This window comes from Actinokineospora sp. NPDC004072, from assembly GCF_053604195.1.
In genome coordinates this window covers 149,697-167,548 of sequence record NZ_JBSGHB010000002.1, presented here as the reverse complement: position 1 = coordinate 167,548, position 17,852 = coordinate 149,697, and the positions used below count along the sequence as shown (strand labels likewise).

Here is a 17,852-nt window from a genome sequence, read left to right as displayed (position 1 = left end):
GCGGGAAGGGGTGCGCGGGAAGGGGTGCGCGGGAAGGGGTGCGCGGGAAGGGGTGCGCGGGAAGGGGTGCGCGGGAAGGGGTGCGCGGGAAGGGGTGCGCGGGAAGGGGTGGGGGCGGTTCCTGGGGGAACCGCCCCCCTTACGTCAGGCCTTGGTTACGGAGACGCGGACTTCTACGCCTTCGCCGACGGTGCCCGTGGAGCCGGTGGGGGCGGGGGCGAGGGTTACGGATTCTGCGAGGGTTTCTCCGGCGATGAAGGACTTGTGGGTTTCGATGGCCTCCGCGTGTTCTGCGGGGGCGTCGATGGTGAGGGTGATTCGGTCGGAGATGGAGAGGTTGGCGTCGCGGCGGGCTTGTTGGATTACGCGGATCAGGTCTCGGGCGATGCCTTCGGATTGGAGGGCTGGGGTGACGGTGGTGTCCAGGACGACCAGGCCGCCGGGGAGTTCGGCGGTGGCGGCTGGGTCTACGGCTACCAGGCGGCGTTCGTATTCGCCTTCCTGCAAGGGGATTCCGGCTGCGACGACCGTGCCCGAATCGTCGACGGACCACTCGCCTGCCTTGACGGCCTTGATGACCTTTTGGACGTCCTTGCCGAGGCGGGGGCCGCAGGCTCGGGCGTTGACGACCAGTTCGAAGCGGCCGTGGGCGGCTACGTCGGTGGTCAGTTCCACCGCCTTGACGTTGACCTCGTCGCGGATCAGCTCGGTGAAGGGTTCCAGGACGGCGACGTCCTCGGCGGCTACCAGCAAAGTCGCCAGCGGCAGGCGGACGCGCAGCTTGTTGGCCTTGCGCAGCGCCAGGGCCGACGAGCACACCTGACGGACACGGTCCATCGCCGCCACCAGCGCGTCATCGCCGGGGAGGTCGTCAACCGCGGGCCAGTCGGTCAGGTGGACCGAGCGTTCGCCGGTCAGGCCGCGCCAGACCGCTTCCGTGGTCAGGGGCAGCAGCGGGGCCGCGACCCGGCACACCGTCTCCAGGACCGTGTGCAGGGTGTCGATGGCGTCGGTGTCGCCGGACCAGAAGCGGTCGCGGGAGCGGCGGACGTACCAGTTGGTCAGGACCTCCAGGAACTCGCGGACGGACTGGCACGCGCCCGAGATGTCGTAGGTGTCCATCGCGTCGGTGACCGCGGCCACGAGCTGGCGGGTCTTGGCCAGGGCGTAGCGGTCGAGGACGTGCTGGGAGTCCGTGCGCCACGTGCCTTCCTTGCCCTCGGCGTTGGCGTAGAGGGCAAGGAAGTAGTACGAGTTCCACAGCGGCAGCACGGCCTGCCGGACCGCGTCGCGGATGCCGCGTTCGGTGACGACCAGGTCGCCGCCGCGCAGGATCGGGGAGGCCATGAGGAACCAGCGCATGGCGTCGGAGCCGTCGCGGTCGAAGACCTCGTTGACGTCCGGGTAGTTCTTCAGCGACTTGGACATCTTCTGCCCGTCGTCGCCCAGGACGATGCCGTGCGCCATGCAGTTGGTGAACGCGGGGCGGTCGAACAGGGCCGTCGCCAGCACGTGCATGGTGTAGAACCAGCCGCGGGTCTGGCCGTTGTACTCGACGATGAAGTCGCCCGGGTAGTGGTCCTCGAACCACTCGCGGTTCTCGAACGGGTAGTGCACCTGGGCGAAGGACATCGAGCCCGACTCGAACCAGCAGTCGAGCACCTCCGGCACCCGCCGCATCATCGACTTGCCGGTCGGGTCGTCGGGGTTGGGCCGGACCAGCTCATCGATCGCGGGCCGGTGCAGGTCGGTCGGGCGCACGCCGAAGTCGCGCTCCAGCTCGTCCAGCGAGCCGTACACGTCCACCCGCGGGTGCTCGGGGTCATCCGACACCCAGACCGGGATCGGCGAGCCCCAGAAGCGGTTGCGGCTGATGTTCCAGTCGCGCGCGTTCTCCAGCCACTTGCCGAACTGGCCGTCGCGCACGTGCCCGGGCACCCAGTTGATCTGCTGGTTCAGCTCGACCATCCGGTCCTTGAACCGGCTGACCGCGACGAACCACGACGACACCGCGCGCTGGATGAGCGCGTTGCCGCAGCGCCAGCAGTGCGGGTACGGGTGGTCGTAGGTCTCGTGGCGCAGCAGCAGGCCCGCGTCCTTGAGGTCGCGGATGATCGGCTTGTTCGCCTCGAAGACCTGGAGGCCCTGGTAGGGGGCGACCTCGGCGGTGAAGCGGCCGTGGGCGTCGACGGGGTTGGCCACCTCGATGCCCGCGGCGTCGGTGACGACCTTGTCCTCCTCACCGAAGGCGGGGGCGATGTGGACCATGCCGGTGCCGTCGTCGGTGGTGACGTAGTCGGCGGCGAGGACCTGGTGGGCGTTCTCGCGGCCGAGGAAGAAGTCGAACGGCGGCCGGTAGCGGGTGCCGAGCAGGTCGGCGCCCTTGTAGCGGGCCACGACCTGGGGCTCGTCGCCCAGCTCGCGGGCGTAGGCGGACACCCGGGCCTCGGCGAGCAGGTAGCGGCGGTCGGGGTGGTCGAACGCCTCGACCACGACGTAGTCGACCTCGGGGTGCACGGCGGCGGCGAGGTTGGACGGCAGCGTCCACGGGGTCGTCGTCCAGACCAGGGCGTGCACGCCGTCGAGGTCGGTGCCGGGGGCGTCGAGGCGCAGCGACACCGTGACCGCCGGGTCCTGGCGGCTGCGGTAGGTGTCGTCCATCTTCGTCTCGGTGTTGGACAGCGGCGTCTCGCAGCGCCAGCAGTACCAGAGCACCCGGAAGCCCTCGTAGACCAAGCCCTTGTCCCAGAGGGACTTGAAGGCCCACATGACGCTTTCCATGTAGTCCAGGTCGAGGGTCTTGTAGTCGTTGTCGAAGTCGACCCAGCGGGCCTGGCGGGTCACGTAGTCGCGCCACTGGTCGGTGTACTGGAGCACCGAGCTGCGGCAGACCTCGTTGAACTTCTCGACGCCGAAGTCCTCGATCTCGCTCTTGGCGCTGAACCCGAGCTGCTTCTCGGCCTCGACCTCGGCGGGCAGGCCGTGGGTGTCCCAGCCGAAGCGGCGCTCGACGTGGCGCCCGCGCATGGTCTGGTAGCGCGGGACGACGTCCTTGACGTAGCCGGTGAGCAGGTGGCCGTAGTGGGGCAGGCCGTTGGCGAAGGGCGGGCCGTCGTAGAAGACGAACTCGTTGGCGCCGTTCTCCCCGGCCGGGCGCGCGTCCACAGTGGCCGCGAAGGTGCGGTCGGCGGCCCAGTAGTCGAGGACGGCGGCTTCCAGGGCGGGGAAGGACGGCTGGGCGGGGACGGCGGCGCTGTCGCCGACGTGTGCGCGCGGGTACATCGCGGTAGCTCCCTCGTACGGATCGGTCGGACCCACACGGGGACGACGCTCGCGCGCCGCGGTACCACCCCGCTTGCCGCGGGCGAACCCGCGACCCCTCGCTGGTCGGCTGTGACGGGCCGTCCCGTCCGGTTCTACTGGGGCTCGCGCCCGTTCTTCCGGAGGCTCCCCGGTGATGGCCGGATCAACGCCGTATGCCTCCAGAGTAGCCAATGCGCGCAAGCTGGTTGGCGACCCGGTCGGCGGCGACGCGGATGACCAGGTAGAGGACGGCGGCGTTGAGCACGTGCCAGAGGAAGTGGGTGCCCAGCGGCAGCCAGCCGCAGACCGACTCGTCGACCGTGCGCAGGGTCAGCGAGACGGCGAACAGCCCGGCGATGCCCAGGTAGGCGCGGGCCGGGCCGTACATCCGCAGGAAGGCGGTGATGCCGGACATGATCAGCAGGCCGAGCAGGGCCGGGGCGTAGCCGCCGAAGTCGACCAGCGCGTTCACCCCGATGGAGAAGACCACGAAGACGGGCGCGGCGACCCACGCCCACCGCCAGGGCGCGCCCATGAAGTGCCTGGTGAAGGCGACGACGTAGGCGAGCATGAACAGCAGGATGGGGGTGGTGTCGAGGGTGGCGGCCCAGGTGGTGGCGACGGTGTGGAAGGTGAAGCTGCCCAGGCCGATGGCGGTGAGGATGGCCACCAGCACCACCAGGCTCGGCGGCCGGGTCGGCTGCCGGAGCAGGTACCGGTAGGCGAGGTAGGCGGCGACGAGGAACGCCGCGTTGGTCAGCGCGTTGACCGGCTCGGACCAGAAGTCCGGGCCGGTGCGTTCGCAGTAGGCGTCAACCGGCATGGGCACATGCCTATCAGATGGCGAACGCGGCCCGGCTGAACCTCGGCCACACGACGGCGGTGAGCACGGCCATCGCCGCGCCCGCCACCCAGAACGGGCCGGTGACGCCCAGCCAGGCGGCCAGCACGCCGCTGAGCGGGGCGCCGAGCGCGGCCCCGCCGATCACCAGCAGCCGGTACACGCTGTCGACCCGCCCGCGCAGCTCGTCGGGCACGACGCGCTGGCGCACGGAGATGGCGACCACACCCCAGATGGCGCCGTGGACGCCGAAGACGACGGTGATCGCGGCGGCGACCCAGGCGTCGGTGGCCAGCGCGAGGCCGACGTGGGTCAGGGTCTCCACGACCAGGCCCGCGCGCAGGAGGGTGTGCTCGCCGAAGCGGGCGCGCAGCGGCTCGACCAGGGCGGTGCCCGCCAGGCCGCCGACCGCGCCCGCGGTGATGAGCACGCCGAAGCCGATGTCGCCCAGGCCCAGGCGCTCCTTGGCGTAGAGGACGTAGATCGCGAAGGAGGCCATGAGCAGGACGTTCATCACACCGAGGCAGAAGGCGAGGGTGCGCAGCAGGCGGTGCCGCCACAGCCAGCGCACGCCCTCGGCGATCTCGGCGGTGAGCCGGGTGGCCTGGCGCGGGCGCGGCTCGGGGCGGTGGCGGATGGTGAGCATGACGACGGCGGCCAGCAGGAAGGCGACCGCGTTGACCCCGAAGGGCAGCGCCGCGCCGACGACGAACAGCGCGGCGCCGAGGGGCGGGGCGGCGAACTGGTTGCCGACGTAGAGCACGGCGGTGAGGCGGGCGTTGGCCTTGGGGAGGGCTTCGGGCTCGACGAGCGCGGGGAGGAGCGCGTTGGCCGCGGTATCAGCGAACGTCTCGGCGACGCCGATCAGGAAGAAGGCCAGGTAGACGATCCAGACGGTGACGACTTCGGTCCAGATGGCGACCGCCAGCCCGGCCGCGACGGCGGCGCGGAGGACATCGACTACGGCGATGACCTTGCGGCGGTCTAGGCGGTCTACCCAGGCGCCGCTGAAGAGGGCGAAGAGCAGCCAGGGCAGCTGCTGGGCGAAGACGGCACCGGCGACCAGGCGGGGGTCGCCGGTGAGGGAGGCGATGAGGAGGGGGCCTGCGGCCAGGGCGATGCCGTCACCGATGTTGGTCGCGGCGGTCGCCGTCCACAGCTTCCCGAAGTCCCGTCCGAGCTTGGTGGCCACCGGCATGCCGCACAACTTATTGGAACGGCTGGAATCGGCCACTGATTTTTGATCGGGGTGGTTGGGTGCGGGCGGGGCGTGGTGGGGATGTCGCGTGGGGCGGCTGGGGGTCGGGCTGGTGGCGGATGCGGGGCGGTCGTCTGGGGGTGGTTGGCGCGGGAGGGTGCGGCCCGGGGCCGCTGTGGGTGGGGGCTGACGAGACCGCGGTGCGGGAGGGCTCGGCGGGTGCCGGGGTGGGGTTGGTGGGCTGTGGTGTGGGAGGGGTGGAGGTGGGTGCCGTATTCGATCACTCTGGAGGGCGTGACCATCTACGACGCCATCGGGCGGAGCTACACCAGTACTCGGCGGCCGGATCCGCGGATTGGGGCGTTGATTGCCGAGGCCGTGGGGGGTGCTCGGAGGGTGATCAATGTGGGGGCGGGGGCTGGGGCGTATGAGCCTGTGGGGACGGTGTTGGCGGTTGAGCCGAGTTTGACGATGGTTCGGCAGCGGCCGGTGGGGGCTGCGCCGGTTGTGCGGGGGGTGGCGGAGGGGTTGCCGGTGCGGGATCAGGCGGCGGATGTGGTGTTGGCGGTGTTGACGGTGCATCACTGGGGGGATCTTGAGGCTGGGGTGGCGGAGTTGCGGAGGGTTGCGCGGCGGGTGGTGGTGTTGACGTGGGATCAGGAGGTCACGCGGGAGTTCTGGTTGCTGCGGGACTACCTGCCGGAGGTCGCGGCGTTCGATGATCGGCGGGCGGTGCCCCTCCCCCGCTTGGTCGACGCGCTCGGGGCTCGGGTCGTCCCGGTGCCGGTGCCGCATGACTGCACGGACGGGTTCCTCGCCGCGTACTGGCGACGGCCTGCGGCGTACCTCGATCCGGCGGTTCGGGCGGGGGCGTCGGGGTTGGCGCAGACGGGGGAAGAGCGGTTGCGTCCGGGGTTAGCCCGGTTGGCGGCGGATATGGGCAGCGGGGCGTGGTTGGAGCGGTACGGGGAGTTGATGGACATGGCCGAGCTGGACGCGGGCTACCGGCTGCTGGTCGCAGACACCTGAACACGGGCGAAATCGGCTGCCGGCTGCTGGACGCGGACAGGTGGGGGGTTGAAGTGGGTGGTGAAGTCGGGGACGGTCGGGGTCGGCGGCGTCAGCGCTGGCAGGGCGGTTATCGCCGGGGGTGGTGACGTCCCAGATTCCCGGTTCGGGTGGGTCGTTGGGTGGGGAGGAGGGCCGTCTCAGGGGGGTGGTGGGGAGAAGGCGACTCGTACGCCGTGTTCGCACAATGCGGTGATGCCTTGGTGGGCTGCTTCGGTTGCGGCGGTGAGGCGGTTGGCTAGTAGGGGTTTGGTCTTGGTACGTGCTTGCTCGAGGGTGTGGAAGCTGGCGGAGAGGATTTCGTTGTTGGGGAGGGGCAGGGTGGTCAGGTCGGCCTCGTCTAGGTGGCCGCCGTCGAAGATGAAGGTCACTCCTTCGGGTTTGCCGTCGTGGGGAAGTACGTAGTCGACTACCAGCAGCCGGCCCAATGGGCGAGTCAGGCCCAACTCCTCGATCAGCTCGCGGGACGCCGCCGCCCATGGGGATTCGTCGGCCTCTACGGCGCCGCCGGGGAGTTCCCAGTTCGGCTTGTAGGACGGCTCCACCAGCAGTACCCGGTCGTCGCGGTCGCGGAGGAGGACGCCTGCGGCCATTCGTTTGCGGGCCAGGCTGGCGACGTGCTCCGGGGTCGGTAGGGCCTCCGCGGGGCGTGGTGGCGTGTTCACCTGGGGCACCGCCGACAGCGCCTCAGCACCCGGTGCTCGGCTCGGACAGGTCGATGTGGTCGAAGTGGGTGGTGAAGCCGGGGCCGGTGGGGGCTGCGGTCATTACGCCGGCCAAGACGGGGACTGCGGGTGGGAAGTAGGCCAGGCGCAGCATGGTGGGGGTGGGGCCGTGGGCGTAGGTGATGGTTACCGTGTCGCCCTTGCGGTGGGCGGTGATGGTGATTCGGTCTGCGCGGCCTGTGGGGACGACGGACCAGTCGGAGAAGTCGCGGGTTACGACGGCGCTTACCTGGTGTTGGCCGTCGACTAGCTCTACGCCGGCCTTGATCCAGTTCCGCGAGTCGATGCGGAGGGCGATGCCTGACTGGTCGTATTGGGCGGCGTAGGCGGCGGTGAAGGAGGCGGTCAGGGTGAAATCACCCGTGCGGGTGTCGCCCAGGATGTGGGCGGTGTCGCGGTTGAAGCCGTAGTGGGTTGTGCGCCAGAGGTCGGTTCCGGGGTCGGCGACGATAGTGAGGCCGTTGTCGGTCGACCAGGTTCGGGGCTCGTTGAACCAGTGCCAGTCACCAACGGCCATAGTGGACCGTCTCCGCCGCGGGTCGGCGCGGGATGTGGCGGGGGGATGCCTCGGGGGGCAGTTCCGGCTCGTCGGGGTGGCCCAGGGCGATGACGCCGATGGGCTCGTGGGTGGTGGGGACGCCGAAGTCGGTGTGGAGGCGTTCGGCGCCTTCGGGGCCGATGCCGAAGAACACCGCGCCCAAGCCCTCGTCAACGGCCGTCTGCAGGATGAGCAGGGCGGCCATGCCGGTGTCGATGTGCCAGTACGGCACCGGCCAGTGGGACTCGGAGCGGTCGGTCCAGCCCTTGTCGGCGCGCGCGTAGCGGTCGAGGTACTGGTCCTTCACCGAGAACGGGACGACCACCACCGGGGCCGTGCGCACCGTCTCCACCGTCCACGCCCCGCCGAACTCCCAGAACTCGGCCAGGTCGTCGCCCTGGAGGACGAGGAAGCCCTGGCCCTGGGAGAAGCCAGCGGACGGGCCGCGGCGGGCGTTGCGCATGATCCGGTCCAGGCTCGCGGCCGAGACCGGCTCGTCGGTGAACTTGCGCACCATCCGGCGTCGGCGCACGACGTCCTGGAACTCCACGCGAACCCCCGCTCAGGTCGTCTGGCGGTGCTGGGCGGCCAACACCGAATCAGGTGAGCACACCGCGCACGGGGTGAAGCCGAGCTGGCGCGCCTCCGACACGGGCAGGCCCAGCGTCGGACGCCCGACCAGCCACGTGCAGCGGGACAGGTGGTAGCGCGGGCGCTCGTCGACCACCCGCACCTCGGCCGACAGCTCCGACACGACCAGCAGGTCGGCGGCGTCGGTCGGCTCCTCGGCGGGCTCGTCGTCGGACGGCTCCGCGGGCTCGGCCTCGACCACGGGATCAGCGCGGGCCACCGCCGCGTCGGCGGATTCGGCCCGACGCCTGCGGTTGCCCAGCCAGTCCACGACGAGGATCGCCGCGCCCGCGAGGCTGATCCCGATGGACAGCCACGCCCACAGGGTGCTGGCCGTGGTCAGCGCCGCGACCAGCAGGCCGAGCGCGGCCAGGACCAGCACCAGAACGATGTACAGCACTGCTGCCGCCTAGCCGACCGGGTCGGCTGGGACCCGGTCGGCTGAACCGATCAGCCCGCTTCGGCGCGCGGGCCGAAGGAGTAGCCGCTCTTCTGCCCGGCCGCGCGGCCGCCGTCGGCGGGGGCCGCGGGCCCCCGGTCGCTCAGCTCGCGCAGGCTGGACTCCAGCAGCGACTTCAACCGGGTGCGGTACTCGCGCTCGAAGGTGCGCAGCTCGTCGATCTTCTTCTCCAGCGTGGTGCGCTCGGCCTGCACCGCGCCGATGATCTCCGCGTGCTGGCGCTGGGCGTCGCGCTCCAGCGTGGTGGCCTTCTCGCGGGCCTGCCGCTCCAGCGTCTCGGCCCGGGTCCGGGCGTCGTTGAGCATGGTCTCGGCGCGCGTGCGGGCCTCGTTGACCATGGTGTCGGCCTTGGTCCGCGCCTCGGAGAGCAGCTGCTCGGACTTGGTGCGGGCTTCGGCCAGCATGCCGTCGGCCTCGGCCTTGGCCTCGCCGGTGAGCCGGTCGGCCATCTCCTGGGCCAGGCCCAGCACCTTGGCGGCCTGCACGTGGTGGTCGCCGCCGCCCGGGCTGGTCTGCTCCATCGGGCTCGGCGGGGGCACCGGCTGCAGCCGTCGGGCCTCGGCCACCCCGGCGGCGCCGGAGCGGGCCTCGTCGAGGTCGGCGCGGGCGGATTCGAGCTGGGCGTCGAGCTGCTCGACCTGCGCGCGCAGGTCGTTGTTCTCCTCGATCAGGCGGGACAGCTCGACCTCGACCAAGTCGAGGAAGGCGTCCACCTCGTCCTCGTTGTAGCCCCGCTTGCCAATCGGAGGCTTGCTGAACGCCACATTGTGCACGTCAGCGGGGGTCAACGACATCTGATCACCTCACGCACTCCAGGGCTGCGATGACCCAGGTTCCCCGTCACCCGGGATACGCCAGCCGCATCAGGATGAACACGACCAGCAGCAGCACCATAATCGATAGGTCCAGGCCCACGCCTCCGATGCGGACCGTCGGGATGATCCGACGAACCAGCCGCACCGGAGGATCTGTCACTGTGTAGATGGTCTCCAGCGTCACCGCAACCCCACCCGCTGGCCGCCACTCGCGCGCGAACGTGCGGACGAGTTCGACGACCACACGGGCGGTCAGCAGCAGCCAGAAGGCGAAGAGCACCCAGTAGGCGATGAGCAGTACCGGTTCCACCCCACAACTGTGCCATCACTCAGCCGCGCCGGTCGAACCCGCCCTCGACGAGGCGGCGCTTGTCCTCGGCGGTCGGGTCGATGTTCGGCGGTGAGATCAAGAACACCTTGGCGGTCACCTTGTCGATCGACCCGCGCAGCGCGAAGGCCAGACCGGCGGCGAAGTCCACCAGGCGCTTGGCGTCCGCGTCGTCCATCTCGGTCAGGTTCATGATGACCGGGCGGCCGTCGCGGTAGTGCTCGCCGATGGTGCGCGCCTCGTTGTAGCTGGTCGGGTGAAGGGTGATCACCCGACCGAGCGGGTAGCCGCCGGGCGCGGGGGCCTCCACCGGGCGCAGCCGGGGCGCGGGGTCGCGGCGCGGCTCGACGGCGAGCGCGCCGTGCGTGGCCGGCTCGGCGGCCGCCCAGGACGGGCGGGGCCGCTCGGGCTCGAACTCGTCGCCGTACTCGCGCTGGGCGCCGACCCAGCGGCGGCGCCCGGGCGGGTAGTCGTCGAACTCGTCGTCGAGGTATTCCGGTCGCCGGTAGCCACGCCGGTCGTAGTCCTCCGACTCGTAGTCGTCGAACTCGTCGGCGGGGACCATGCCGAAGTAGGCCTTCAGCTTCTGCAGTGTGCTCATGGCGTTCCTCCGCGACTCCCCGAGCGTGGTCCGACAACTCCCGACCTGCGTCGACCTACCACGTCCCAGTCCGACTCAACCACTCCCCGGGGTTATGGCAACCGGAACTCTTCTACGGGGAGGCTAGCCCTCGGCCTCCCAGCAGGGCGGTTCCGACACGCACGCATGTCGACCCGTAGTCGATCGCTTCTTCCAGATCGTTACTCATGCCGCAGGACAGCTCGCTCGCCGTGGGAAATTCGGCGCGCAGCCCCCCTGCCACACTTGCAAGACGGTCGAAGGCGGCCCGGGGTTCCATCCCGAGCGGCGCCACGGCCATGATCCCCCGGAGGTGTAGATCACTCGAACGAATTACCTCCTCGGCCAACTGCGGGAGGTCGTCGAGCGGACACCCTCCGCGCGCGGGATCGCCGTCGATGCTGGCCTGGATCAGGACGTCGAGCGGCCCCTCCCGCTCCCCCGCGTCGCGGGCGGCGGCGACGGCCTTGGCCAGCGCGCCGACGAGCCGGGCCGAGTCGACGGACTGCACCTCGTCGGCCCAGCGCACGACCGAGCGGGCCTTGTTGCGCTGGAGCCTGCCGACCATGTGCCAGCGCACGTCGGCCTCGACCTCGGCGGCCTTCGCGGCGGCCTCCTGGTCGCGGTTCTCGGCCAGGTCGCGCACGCCCAGCCCGGCGAGGATGGCGGCGTCGGAGGCGGGGAAGGTCTTGGTGACGGCCAGCAGCCGCACCTCGTCTGGGCTGCGTCCCGCCGCCTTGCAGGCCGCCGCGATGCGGGCCCGCACATCGGCGAGGTTCGCCGCGATCTCCGCGGCCCGCGCGCTCACGGCTCCACCCACGTGACGGCGGCCAATCGCCCAGTGGTCCCATCCCTGCGGTGGCTGAACAGGGTCCGCTCCTCCCGGGTGCACCGCGGGTCGACGCCGATGCGCGCGACGCCCGCGTCGGCGAGCTGGCGCCAGAGGCCGGCGCGCAGGTCGACGCCGGGGGTGCCGGAGCGGGTCTTGCAGGCGCTGCCGGGCAGGCGCGCCTCCATGTCGTCACGCATGGCGGCGGGGACCTCGTAGCAGTCACCGCAGATCGCGGGGCCAAGCAGCGCTTCGACGCGCTGGATGTCGGCGCCTGCTTCGGTCATGGCCTTGAGGGCGGCGGGGACGACGCCGACCCGCGCGCCGACCCGTCCGGCGTGGACGGCGGCGACTACGCCTGCCTCGGGGTCGGCGAGGAGGACGGGGACGCAGTCGGCGGCGAGGGCGACCAGGGCGAGGTTGGGCTCGGCGGTGACGAGGGCGTCGGTGGCCTCGGCTGGCTCGGTCTGGGGGCCGGTGACGATGGTGGCGGTGCGTCCGTGGACCTGCTCCATCCAGGCGAGGCGATCTTCGGGGAGGCCGATCTCCCGGGCTAGGCGGGCGCGGTTGGCTTGGACGTGCTCGGGGAGATCGCCTACGTGGTCGCCGAGGTTGAACGAGTCGTATGGGGGGTTGGAGGCGCCGCCCTCTCGGGTGGTGACCACACGCCGGATTCGCACGGTGGTGGAGCTTAGTCGGTGCGGGAGTGGGGGGAGGTTCTTCGAGGTTGCGGCGGGAAGGGTGACGATGGGGCGACATCATCTGCGCCGCTGCGCTGGTGGGCCACGATGGGCTGGTGTCCATTGAAGCGGTCGCCGCCGCGATCCGTGGCGCCCTCGACAAGGTGAGCACGGGTTCGGCGTCGCTGACCGCTGCGACGAGGCACTTCGAGGAGGCGCGCGCCCTCATCGCGCGGGCGACCAGCGGCACGGGCCGGCCGGAGGCCGCCGCGGCCCTCGACGCGCTGACGAGGGCGCTGCGCCAGCTCGGCGAAGTCCACGGCAACGCGACCGCATGCGCGAACGGCTTCATCGAGTATCTGAGCAACGTCGCCGGTGCTGCGGGTCGGCGGGCGCCTTCCGCCGCGTCAATGAGGTCGGCGCACGGCAGCAAGGTTGAGCAGGCGCGACGCGAGTTGCCGCCGCCGATCGAAGGCACTATGACCGGGCGCAAGACCCACGGTCGATGGTTCGTCGGGAACGGCCCCGTGCAGACGCTCATCAGCGGCCGCGACCACACGGCGATCCTGGCCGAAACCTACCTCGACCAACTCGGCGCGGAACGGGCAGCGATCAACACCCATGTTGAGATCAAACTCTCGGCGATGATCCGCCAACGATGGGAGGACACCGGAGCCACCGCCAACGTCACCCTGGTGATCAACAACAACGTGTGCGACGGCGACCTGTCGTGCGCGAGTTTCCTGCCCCGGCTGCTGCCGCCGGGCTGCTCGATTACGGTGATCACACCAACCGGCCGACAGGTGTTCACCGGAGCGCGCGCGTGATGATGTTGGAGTTTTGGCATGTGAATGGTCAGGGCAGGGGGCGGGTGGCGGCTACTGCTGCTGAGGTTGATGCGGAGTTGGATCGGGTTGTGGGGCTGGGGGACGGGGTGCTCAGCACGGTCACCCTCGTTGGTGGGGCTGGGGTCATGTACGTGGGGTTCCGCGGGGAGATGGGGGTCGCCTACTACGGGCGGGTTGGGGCGGGGTTCTACAGCCAGGGGGAGCCTCGGGGTGGTGGTCCGCTCGGCTACGACCTGCAGCAGCACGTGACCGAGTTTCCGCCGGATGCGGAGGTGGCGGCGGCGGATGTCCGGGCGGCGGTGCACGAGTTCGCGGAGACCGGTGAGCGGCCTGCTGCGATTCGGTGGCAGGAGTGGGAGGCGCCGGTTGAGGACGGGCAGGCGATTCCTGCGCACGATGACCCGGCGTGGGGTTAGGGGGTCTTGGTGATGATCTGCTCGGGGGCGGTGAAGTCGTCGCCGCCGGGGGGTGAGGTTCGGGTGATGTTGAGGCGGATCACGCGGCCGTTGGTGCAGGTGATCTCGATGTCCTCTAGGCCGTTGTTGATCCGGTAGGTGCCGACCTCTGCGATGGCGGGGTGGCCGCTGGCGGCCAGCTGGTCGCGGAGGTGGGTGACGAGGCGGTCGCGGCGCACTCAGATCACCGACTCGGGGATCGAGTACGGCGCGTGCGCGGGCACGCCTGGGCCGGAGACCTCGCGGACGGTGATCGTGGCGATGGCGCCGCTGGCGAACTCGACCCGGACCCGGCTGTGCCCCTTGTCGAGGATCTTGGTCTGCACGATCTCGGGGTGGTCGGGGCTGAGGAGGTCGACCAGCAGCGTGTCCAGCTCGCGGATTCGCACGGTCCCATGGTCCCGCCGGGCTGCTGGGCCGGGGCGGGGCTTTCGGGATGTGGAAGGGCGCCCGCGGGCGCCCGGCTACCGGCGCATGAAGGGGGGGACGTCGACCTCGTCGTCTGGGTCTTCGGTTACCGGGGTGGCTTGGGGGGTGCCGGGGCGGGTGGGGTGGTAGGTGGGGCGTGGGGGGTAGGTGGTGCTTTGGTAGGTGCCGGGGTAGGGCTGGGTTGGTGGGGTGGGGTCGGTGGGTGAGGTGGGGGTGGAGTGGGGGGACTGCGCGGTGGAGTGCGCAGTGGGGTGGGAGGTGGGGTAGGCGGAGTCGGAGGTGCCGTGGGTGGCGGTGCCGTGGGTGCCGTGGGTGGCGGTGCCCTGGGTGGCGGTGCCGTGGGTGGCGGTGCCCTGGGTGCCCTGGGTGCCGTGGGTGGAGGTGCCGTGGGTGGCGTGGGGGGAGGTGGAGTGGGTGGGGTCGGGGTGGAGGGTGCCTGAGGTTGCCGAGGCGGTGGCGGTGGTGGGCTTGGAGGAGAGGGCGGTGGGGTCGAGCTTCTTGTGGGTGGGGGTGCCGCCGTCGAAGCCTGCGGCGATGACGGTTACGCGGACTTCGTCGCCCAAGGAGTCGTCGATCACCGTGCCGAAGATGATGTTGGCTTCGGGGTGGGCGGCTTCCTGGACCAGCGATGCAGACTCGTTGATTTCGAAGAGGCCCAGGTCGGAGCCGCCTGCGATGGCTAGGAGGACGCCGTGGGCGCCGTCCATGCTGGCTTCCAGGAGGGGGGAGTTGATGGCCTTCTGGGCGGCCTGCACCGCTCGGCCCTCGCCGCGGGCGGAGCCGATGCCCATCAACGCCGAGCCCGCGCCGGACATGACCGACTTGACGTCGGCGAAGTCGAGGTTGATCAAGCCGGGGGTGGTGATCAGGTCGGTGATGCCCTGGACGCCGGAGAGGAGGACCTCGTCGGCCGAGCGGAAGGCGTCCATCAGGGAGACGCCGACGTCGCCGAGCTGGAGGAGGCGGTCGTTCGGGATGACGATGAGGGTGTCGCACTCGTTGCGGAGGGCGTTGATGCCGTCCTCGGCCTGCTTGGCCCGCCGCTTGCCCTCGAAGGAGAACGGGCGGGTGACCACGCCGATGGTCAGCGCGCCGAGCTTGCGGGCGATGGAGGCGACCACGGGCGCGCCGCCGGTGCCCGTGCCGCCGCCCTCGCCCGCGGTCACGAAGACCATGTCGGCCCCCTTGAGGACCTCCTCGATCTCCTCGCGGTGGTCCTCGGCGGCCTTGTGGCCGACCTCGGGGTTGGCGCCCGCGCCGAGACCGCGGGTCAGCTCGCGGCCGATGTCGAGCTTGACGTCCGCGTCGGACATCAGCAGGGCCTGGGCGTCGGTGTTCACCGCGATGAACTCGACGCCCTTCAGCCCGACCTCGATCATGCGGTTGACGGCGTTCACGCCGCCGCCACCGATGCCGACGACCTTTATCACGGCGAGGTAGTTGTGCGGGGGCGTCATCGAGCCGCCTTCCTGTTCGCTGGACCTGCACTGCCGCCCGGCGAAACCCTCGACCTCAACCAGAGAGTCAGAGCTGTGTCAACCCCGGACCTACGCCAAGAAAGGTAGGCACACGATGACGCCCGATCCAGCCGCCACGCCGAGCGGGCCGCTGGATGTTCGTCACCCGGTGTGAGCACACCCGGTGGTCATTCACCGGTGACGCCGTCGAGCAACTCCCGGATGATATCCAGGTGCCCCGCGTGCCGCCCGGTTTCCTCGATCATGTGCAGCACGACCCACCGGACGTTGATCTCCCCGGAGCCGCGGAAGGGCACGGTGTCGGTCAACGCCATGCGCGCGGTGACCGCGCGGCTGTTGGCGCACTCGGCCTCGTACTCGGCGATGAGCTGGGCGGTCGGGACGGTCGCGGCGTCCTCGAACTCCCCGTCGGGGCGCTCCTTGCTGTAGGGGGCGCGGTTGGGCTCGCCGGACAGGACGGTCCGGAACCAGTACGCCTCGACCCAGCGCAGGTGCGCCAGCAGACCAGCGACGGTCATCAGCTTGGAGGGCAGGACGGCCCGGTGGGCGTCGTCCTCGGAGAGCCCCCGGGACTTCATCACGATGGTCTCGCGCAGGTAGTCGAGGAAGCCCTCGGCCTGGACGAGCTCCCCGCCCACGTGGACGGGGTCGATGCGGGTATCAGCAGTCACGGGTGGGCAGTCTGGCCCACAGGCCAGACTGCCCGCATCGGGATTACCGTCAGCGCACCCGGTCGATGAGCGCGCGCAGAGCGGAAGTGGGGACGGTCAGCTCAACCTCGGGCCGCTTGCTGTCCCGCACAGCCCCCTGGTCAAGGCGCAACTCAACACAGTTGATGTTGCCCGAGCGGGAGGACTTGCGCCACGTCATCACTTCACCCTCCCAACGAGTCGGGCAACAGCCGCCTGCGGAACTTCCAAGACTGCATCGGGGCGTTTGCTGTCCCGCACCGCTCCCAGGTCCCGACGCAGTTCCACGCAGTTGCCTGCGCTGCCGGACCGGGAAGACCTACGCCACTCCATGTCACAACCTTTCCAAGACCCGCGCGATGACCTGCCTACTCTCCGCAGCCGAGAGGGCCGCCTTCGCAATCTTCGCACGGATAGCCTCGTATGGGTGCACCTCCTCTTCGTAGAGGAAGAGGCTGCTACGCATCAGCTCGACGTAGAGGATGGGCGAAGCCCTGGGGAACTCCAGCAGCATCCAGGAGTGCATCAGCGCGGCATCGATGTTGCGCAGCAGGCGGATGCCCACGCCGCGGCCGTAGGCGTCGCAAAGGTGCTGCAACTGGATCTTAAATGCATCGTGCCCGCCGAACGGAGCTCGAAGGACATGCTCGTGGATGAACGCCGTGTAGTCGATCTTGGGCAGGACCTCCTGCCTCCGCCGCCTAGCCTCCCACCTGGCTTCGATGTCCTTCGACGGAATCCCATCGGAGATCATGAAGCCAACCGCGTAGTCGCGGGTCTGAAGCAGCCCAGGAATTAGGTTGATCGACCAGTCCGTCACCGTTCGGGCGTCAACCTCGTAACTTGCGAGGGTTCCAACGTCCGGCAGCACGCCCGGGATCCCTCTTGACCACCATCCTGTCTGACAGCCAATGCGGGCGTTCTCCACCATCGAGTTGCGCAGGTTGGGAGGCACCTTGTAAGCCGCGAGCAGCGCAGCCACATCTTCGCTGGTTATCCGGCGTTTGCCGTTCTCCATCCGGCTGAGCGTGGAGAGGGAGTAGCCGGACTCCTCGGCGGCTCGCTCCAAGGACAAGTTGGTCCGCTCCAGGCGGATGGCGCGCAGTTGGGCTCCTAGGGCGCGATCCCTGCCCTGAGATTGCTTCCGTTGACCTCCCATTTCGGGGAGGATGCCGTAGCCGGCCGACAGCGGAGCGTGCCTTTCAGCAGTCGCAACGTCAGCGTCATCCGATCGTGGGAAACTCCGGGGCGGCCACGTCGTACGTCTTCCCCTCCTGGGTCAGCAGGACACCGATCACGGCGGCCTTCAACGTCGACTCCTCCACCCCACCCCACTTGATCAGCCGACCGTCTTTCAACGTCAGCCGCACGTCGTGCGGGGTCCGCGCATCCACTACGCGCACCGCGGGCCGCAGCTTCGCGGGAACCGCCTGCAACACCTGCACCCCGACGCGCGCCGCCGACGGCTCGGCGGCCTTGAGCGTCGGCAGGCCCGCGGGGGCCTTCGCCTTGACCGCGTAGTCCACGCCCTCGCCATCCACCAGGTGGAAGCCGTCCTGGGCCACCACGACGGCCACCGGGGTCCGCTCGACCACGGTGATCTCCAGCGTCCCGGGCAGCGAGCGCCGCACGTCCACGCCCGCCACCCTGGGCAGCTCCAGCACCCGCGCCGCGACCGCCTCGGTGTCCACCCGGGCCAGCGGGGTGCCGGGCTCGACCGCGGCGACCCCCTGCACCTCCTCGGCCTTCAGCTCGTGCAGGCCCGCCACCGCGATCTCGCGCACGCCCAGCAGCGAGGTGAACCACACGACGTACACCACCGCCGTGATCACCAGCATCACGCCGATCACGGTCAGCCTGCGGATCATGAACCGACGCCGGGTGGGCCGCGCCTGCCTGCGGCGCGACCTCGCCCGGGT

General features: G+C 70.3%; 23 protein-coding genes. 3 read left to right on the top strand and 20 right to left on the bottom strand.

What is annotated here, in order from left to right; translation table 11 throughout:
* Positions 1–144: 144 nt before the first annotated feature.
* From ileS to ACWEPX_RS03120, 3 genes are all read right to left on the bottom strand, one after another.
* Entirely contained in the window at positions 145–3,282 is a 3,138-nt protein-coding gene (gene ileS / locus ACWEPX_RS03130; RefSeq protein WP_451895417.1) for an isoleucine--tRNA ligase, read from the bottom strand.
* A gap of 184 nt (positions 3,283–3,466) precedes the next feature.
* Positions 3,467–4,126, bottom strand: coding sequence for a ceramidase domain-containing protein (locus ACWEPX_RS03125; protein ID WP_451895416.1), 660 nt, complete (start codon positions 4,124–4,126; stop codon positions 3,467–3,469).
* Positions 4,127–4,139: 13 nt separating this feature from the next.
* Positions 4,140–5,342 (bottom strand): MFS transporter, encoded by a 1,203-nt coding sequence (locus ACWEPX_RS03120; RefSeq protein ID WP_451895415.1) that lies wholly within the window; start codon positions 5,340–5,342, stop codon positions 4,140–4,142.
* Between the two features lie 294 nt (positions 5,343–5,636).
* Here ACWEPX_RS03120 and ACWEPX_RS03115 point away from each other — a divergent pair, with 294 nt between their 5' ends.
* Positions 5,637–6,371 (top strand): class I SAM-dependent methyltransferase, encoded by a 735-nt coding sequence (locus tag ACWEPX_RS03115; protein ID WP_451895414.1) that lies wholly within the window; start codon positions 5,637–5,639, stop codon positions 6,369–6,371.
* A 179-nt stretch (positions 6,372–6,550) separates the two neighbouring features.
* Here the strand turns inward: ACWEPX_RS03115 and ACWEPX_RS03110 are convergent, their stop codons facing one another.
* The 9 genes from ACWEPX_RS03110 to pgeF form a co-directional block, all read right to left on the bottom strand.
* Positions 6,551–7,075, bottom strand: a complete 525-nt coding sequence (locus tag ACWEPX_RS03110; RefSeq protein WP_451895413.1) for an NUDIX domain-containing protein — start codon at positions 7,073–7,075, stop codon at positions 6,551–6,553.
* A 22-nt stretch (positions 7,076–7,097) separates the two neighbouring features.
* Positions 7,098–7,652, bottom strand: coding sequence for a DUF1349 domain-containing protein (locus ACWEPX_RS03105; RefSeq protein WP_451895412.1), 555 nt, complete (start codon positions 7,650–7,652; stop codon positions 7,098–7,100).
* The gene (locus tag ACWEPX_RS03100; protein WP_451895411.1) at positions 7,639–8,223 is read right to left on the bottom strand and encodes a nitroreductase family protein; all 585 of its coding nucleotides are present in this window, start codon (positions 8,221–8,223) and stop codon (positions 7,639–7,641) included. The genes ACWEPX_RS03105 and ACWEPX_RS03100 overlap by 14 nt, the downstream gene beginning before the upstream one ends.
* 12 nt (positions 8,224–8,235) lie before the next feature.
* Positions 8,236–8,703, bottom strand: a complete 468-nt coding sequence (locus ACWEPX_RS03095) for a hypothetical protein (RefSeq protein ID WP_451895410.1) — start codon at positions 8,701–8,703, stop codon at positions 8,236–8,238.
* A 50-nt stretch (positions 8,704–8,753) separates the two neighbouring features.
* On the bottom strand, positions 8,754–9,557 hold the full coding sequence (wag31, locus tag ACWEPX_RS03090) for a DivIVA-like cell division protein Wag31 (RefSeq protein ID WP_451895409.1): 804 nt from the start codon (positions 9,555–9,557) through the stop codon (positions 8,754–8,756).
* Positions 9,558–9,603: 46 nt separating this feature from the next.
* Complete coding sequence (locus tag ACWEPX_RS03085; protein ID WP_189211572.1) at positions 9,604–9,888, bottom strand: YggT family protein; 285 nt, start codon at positions 9,886–9,888, stop codon at positions 9,604–9,606.
* 19 nt (positions 9,889–9,907) lie between these two features.
* The gene (locus ACWEPX_RS03080; RefSeq protein WP_451895408.1) at positions 9,908–10,507 is read right to left on the bottom strand and encodes a cell division protein SepF; all 600 of its coding nucleotides are present in this window, start codon (positions 10,505–10,507) and stop codon (positions 9,908–9,910) included.
* 112 nt (positions 10,508–10,619) lie between these two features.
* Positions 10,620–11,333 (bottom strand): YggS family pyridoxal phosphate-dependent enzyme, encoded by a 714-nt coding sequence (locus tag ACWEPX_RS03075; RefSeq protein ID WP_451895407.1) that lies wholly within the window; start codon positions 11,331–11,333, stop codon positions 10,620–10,622.
* The gene (gene pgeF / locus ACWEPX_RS03070) at positions 11,330–12,034 is read right to left on the bottom strand and encodes a peptidoglycan editing factor PgeF (RefSeq protein ID WP_451895406.1); all 705 of its coding nucleotides are present in this window, start codon (positions 12,032–12,034) and stop codon (positions 11,330–11,332) included. The genes ACWEPX_RS03075 and pgeF overlap by 4 nt, the downstream gene beginning before the upstream one ends.
* A gap of 116 nt (positions 12,035–12,150) precedes the next feature.
* Between pgeF and ACWEPX_RS03065 the strand changes: the two genes are divergently transcribed.
* Both ACWEPX_RS03065 and ACWEPX_RS03060 read left to right on the top strand, forming a co-directional pair.
* Entirely contained in the window at positions 12,151–12,861 is a 711-nt protein-coding gene (locus tag ACWEPX_RS03065) for a DddA-like double-stranded DNA deaminase toxin (RefSeq protein ID WP_451895405.1), read from the top strand.
* Positions 12,861–13,298: an Imm1 family immunity protein gene (locus ACWEPX_RS03060; protein ID WP_451895729.1), complete on the top strand. Its 438-nt coding sequence runs from the start codon at positions 12,861–12,863 to the stop codon at positions 13,296–13,298. Before ACWEPX_RS03065 ends, ACWEPX_RS03060 begins: the two co-directional genes overlap by 1 nt.
* On the opposite strand, the gene ACWEPX_RS03055 is transcribed toward ACWEPX_RS03060, so the two are convergent.
* The 8 genes from ACWEPX_RS03055 to ACWEPX_RS03020 form a co-directional block, all read right to left on the bottom strand.
* The gene (locus tag ACWEPX_RS03055) at positions 13,295–13,516 is read right to left on the bottom strand and encodes a hypothetical protein (protein ID WP_451895404.1); all 222 of its coding nucleotides are present in this window, start codon (positions 13,514–13,516) and stop codon (positions 13,295–13,297) included. The genes ACWEPX_RS03060 and ACWEPX_RS03055 overlap by 4 nt on opposite strands.
* Positions 13,517–13,726, bottom strand: coding sequence for a hypothetical protein (locus ACWEPX_RS03050; protein ID WP_451895403.1), 210 nt, complete (start codon positions 13,724–13,726; stop codon positions 13,517–13,519).
* 75 nt (positions 13,727–13,801) lie between these two features.
* Positions 13,802–15,223 carry a cell division protein FtsZ gene (gene ftsZ, locus ACWEPX_RS03045; RefSeq protein WP_451895402.1) on the bottom strand — a complete coding sequence of 474 codons (1,422 nt, stop codon included), beginning with the start codon at positions 15,221–15,223 and terminating at the stop codon, positions 13,802–13,804.
* 188 nt (positions 15,224–15,411) lie between these two features.
* On the bottom strand, positions 15,412–15,915 hold the full coding sequence (locus ACWEPX_RS03040; protein WP_451895401.1) for a DinB family protein: 504 nt from the start codon (positions 15,913–15,915) through the stop codon (positions 15,412–15,414).
* A 49-nt stretch (positions 15,916–15,964) separates the two neighbouring features.
* On the bottom strand, positions 15,965–16,114 hold the full coding sequence (locus tag ACWEPX_RS03035) for a DUF397 domain-containing protein (protein WP_451895400.1): 150 nt from the start codon (positions 16,112–16,114) through the stop codon (positions 15,965–15,967).
* Positions 16,114–16,266, bottom strand: a complete 153-nt coding sequence (locus ACWEPX_RS03030) for a DUF397 domain-containing protein (protein ID WP_451895399.1) — start codon at positions 16,264–16,266, stop codon at positions 16,114–16,116. Before ACWEPX_RS03030 ends, ACWEPX_RS03035 begins: the two co-directional genes overlap by 1 nt.
* 1 nt (position 16,267) lies before the next feature.
* Positions 16,268–17,092 carry a helix-turn-helix domain-containing protein gene (locus ACWEPX_RS03025; RefSeq protein ID WP_451895398.1) on the bottom strand — a complete coding sequence of 275 codons (825 nt, stop codon included), beginning with the start codon at positions 17,090–17,092 and terminating at the stop codon, positions 16,268–16,270.
* 64 nt (positions 17,093–17,156) lie between these two features.
* Complete coding sequence (locus ACWEPX_RS03020; protein ID WP_451895397.1) at positions 17,157–17,801, bottom strand: cell division protein FtsQ/DivIB; 645 nt, start codon at positions 17,799–17,801, stop codon at positions 17,157–17,159.
* Positions 17,802–17,852: the final 51 nt, after the last annotated feature.

Coding starts and splice junctions, on each gene's coding strand:
- ACWEPX_RS03025 (WP_451895398.1), bottom strand. CDS start 17,092: ATGGGAGGTCAACGGAAGCAATCTCAGGGCAGGGATCGCGCCCTAGGA.
- ACWEPX_RS03105 (WP_451895412.1), bottom strand. CDS start 7,652: ATGGCCGTTGGTGACTGGCACTGGTTCAACGAGCCCCGAACCTGGTCG.
- ACWEPX_RS03080 (WP_451895408.1), bottom strand. CDS start 10,507: ATGAGCACACTGCAGAAGCTGAAGGCCTACTTCGGCATGGTCCCCGCC.
- ACWEPX_RS03125 (WP_451895416.1), bottom strand. CDS start 4,126: ATGCCGGTTGACGCCTACTGCGAACGCACCGGCCCGGACTTCTGGTCC.
- ACWEPX_RS03060 (WP_451895729.1), top strand. CDS start 12,861: ATGATGTTGGAGTTTTGGCATGTGAATGGTCAGGGCAGGGGGCGGGTG.
- ACWEPX_RS03030 (WP_451895399.1), bottom strand. CDS start 16,266: ATGGAGTGGCGTAGGTCTTCCCGGTCCGGCAGCGCAGGCAACTGCGTG.
- ACWEPX_RS03035 (WP_451895400.1), bottom strand. CDS start 16,114: ATGACGTGGCGCAAGTCCTCCCGCTCGGGCAACATCAACTGTGTTGAG.
- ftsZ (WP_451895402.1), bottom strand. CDS start 15,223: ATGACGCCCCCGCACAACTACCTCGCCGTGATAAAGGTCGTCGGCATC.
- wag31 (WP_451895409.1), bottom strand. CDS start 9,557: ATGTCGTTGACCCCCGCTGACGTGCACAATGTGGCGTTCAGCAAGCCT.
- ACWEPX_RS03020 (WP_451895397.1), bottom strand. CDS start 17,801: ATGATCCGCAGGCTGACCGTGATCGGCGTGATGCTGGTGATCACGGCG.
- ileS (WP_451895417.1), bottom strand. CDS start 3,282: ATGTACCCGCGCGCACACGTCGGCGACAGCGCCGCCGTCCCCGCCCAG.
- ACWEPX_RS03120 (WP_451895415.1), bottom strand. CDS start 5,342: ATGCCGGTGGCCACCAAGCTCGGACGGGACTTCGGGAAGCTGTGGACG.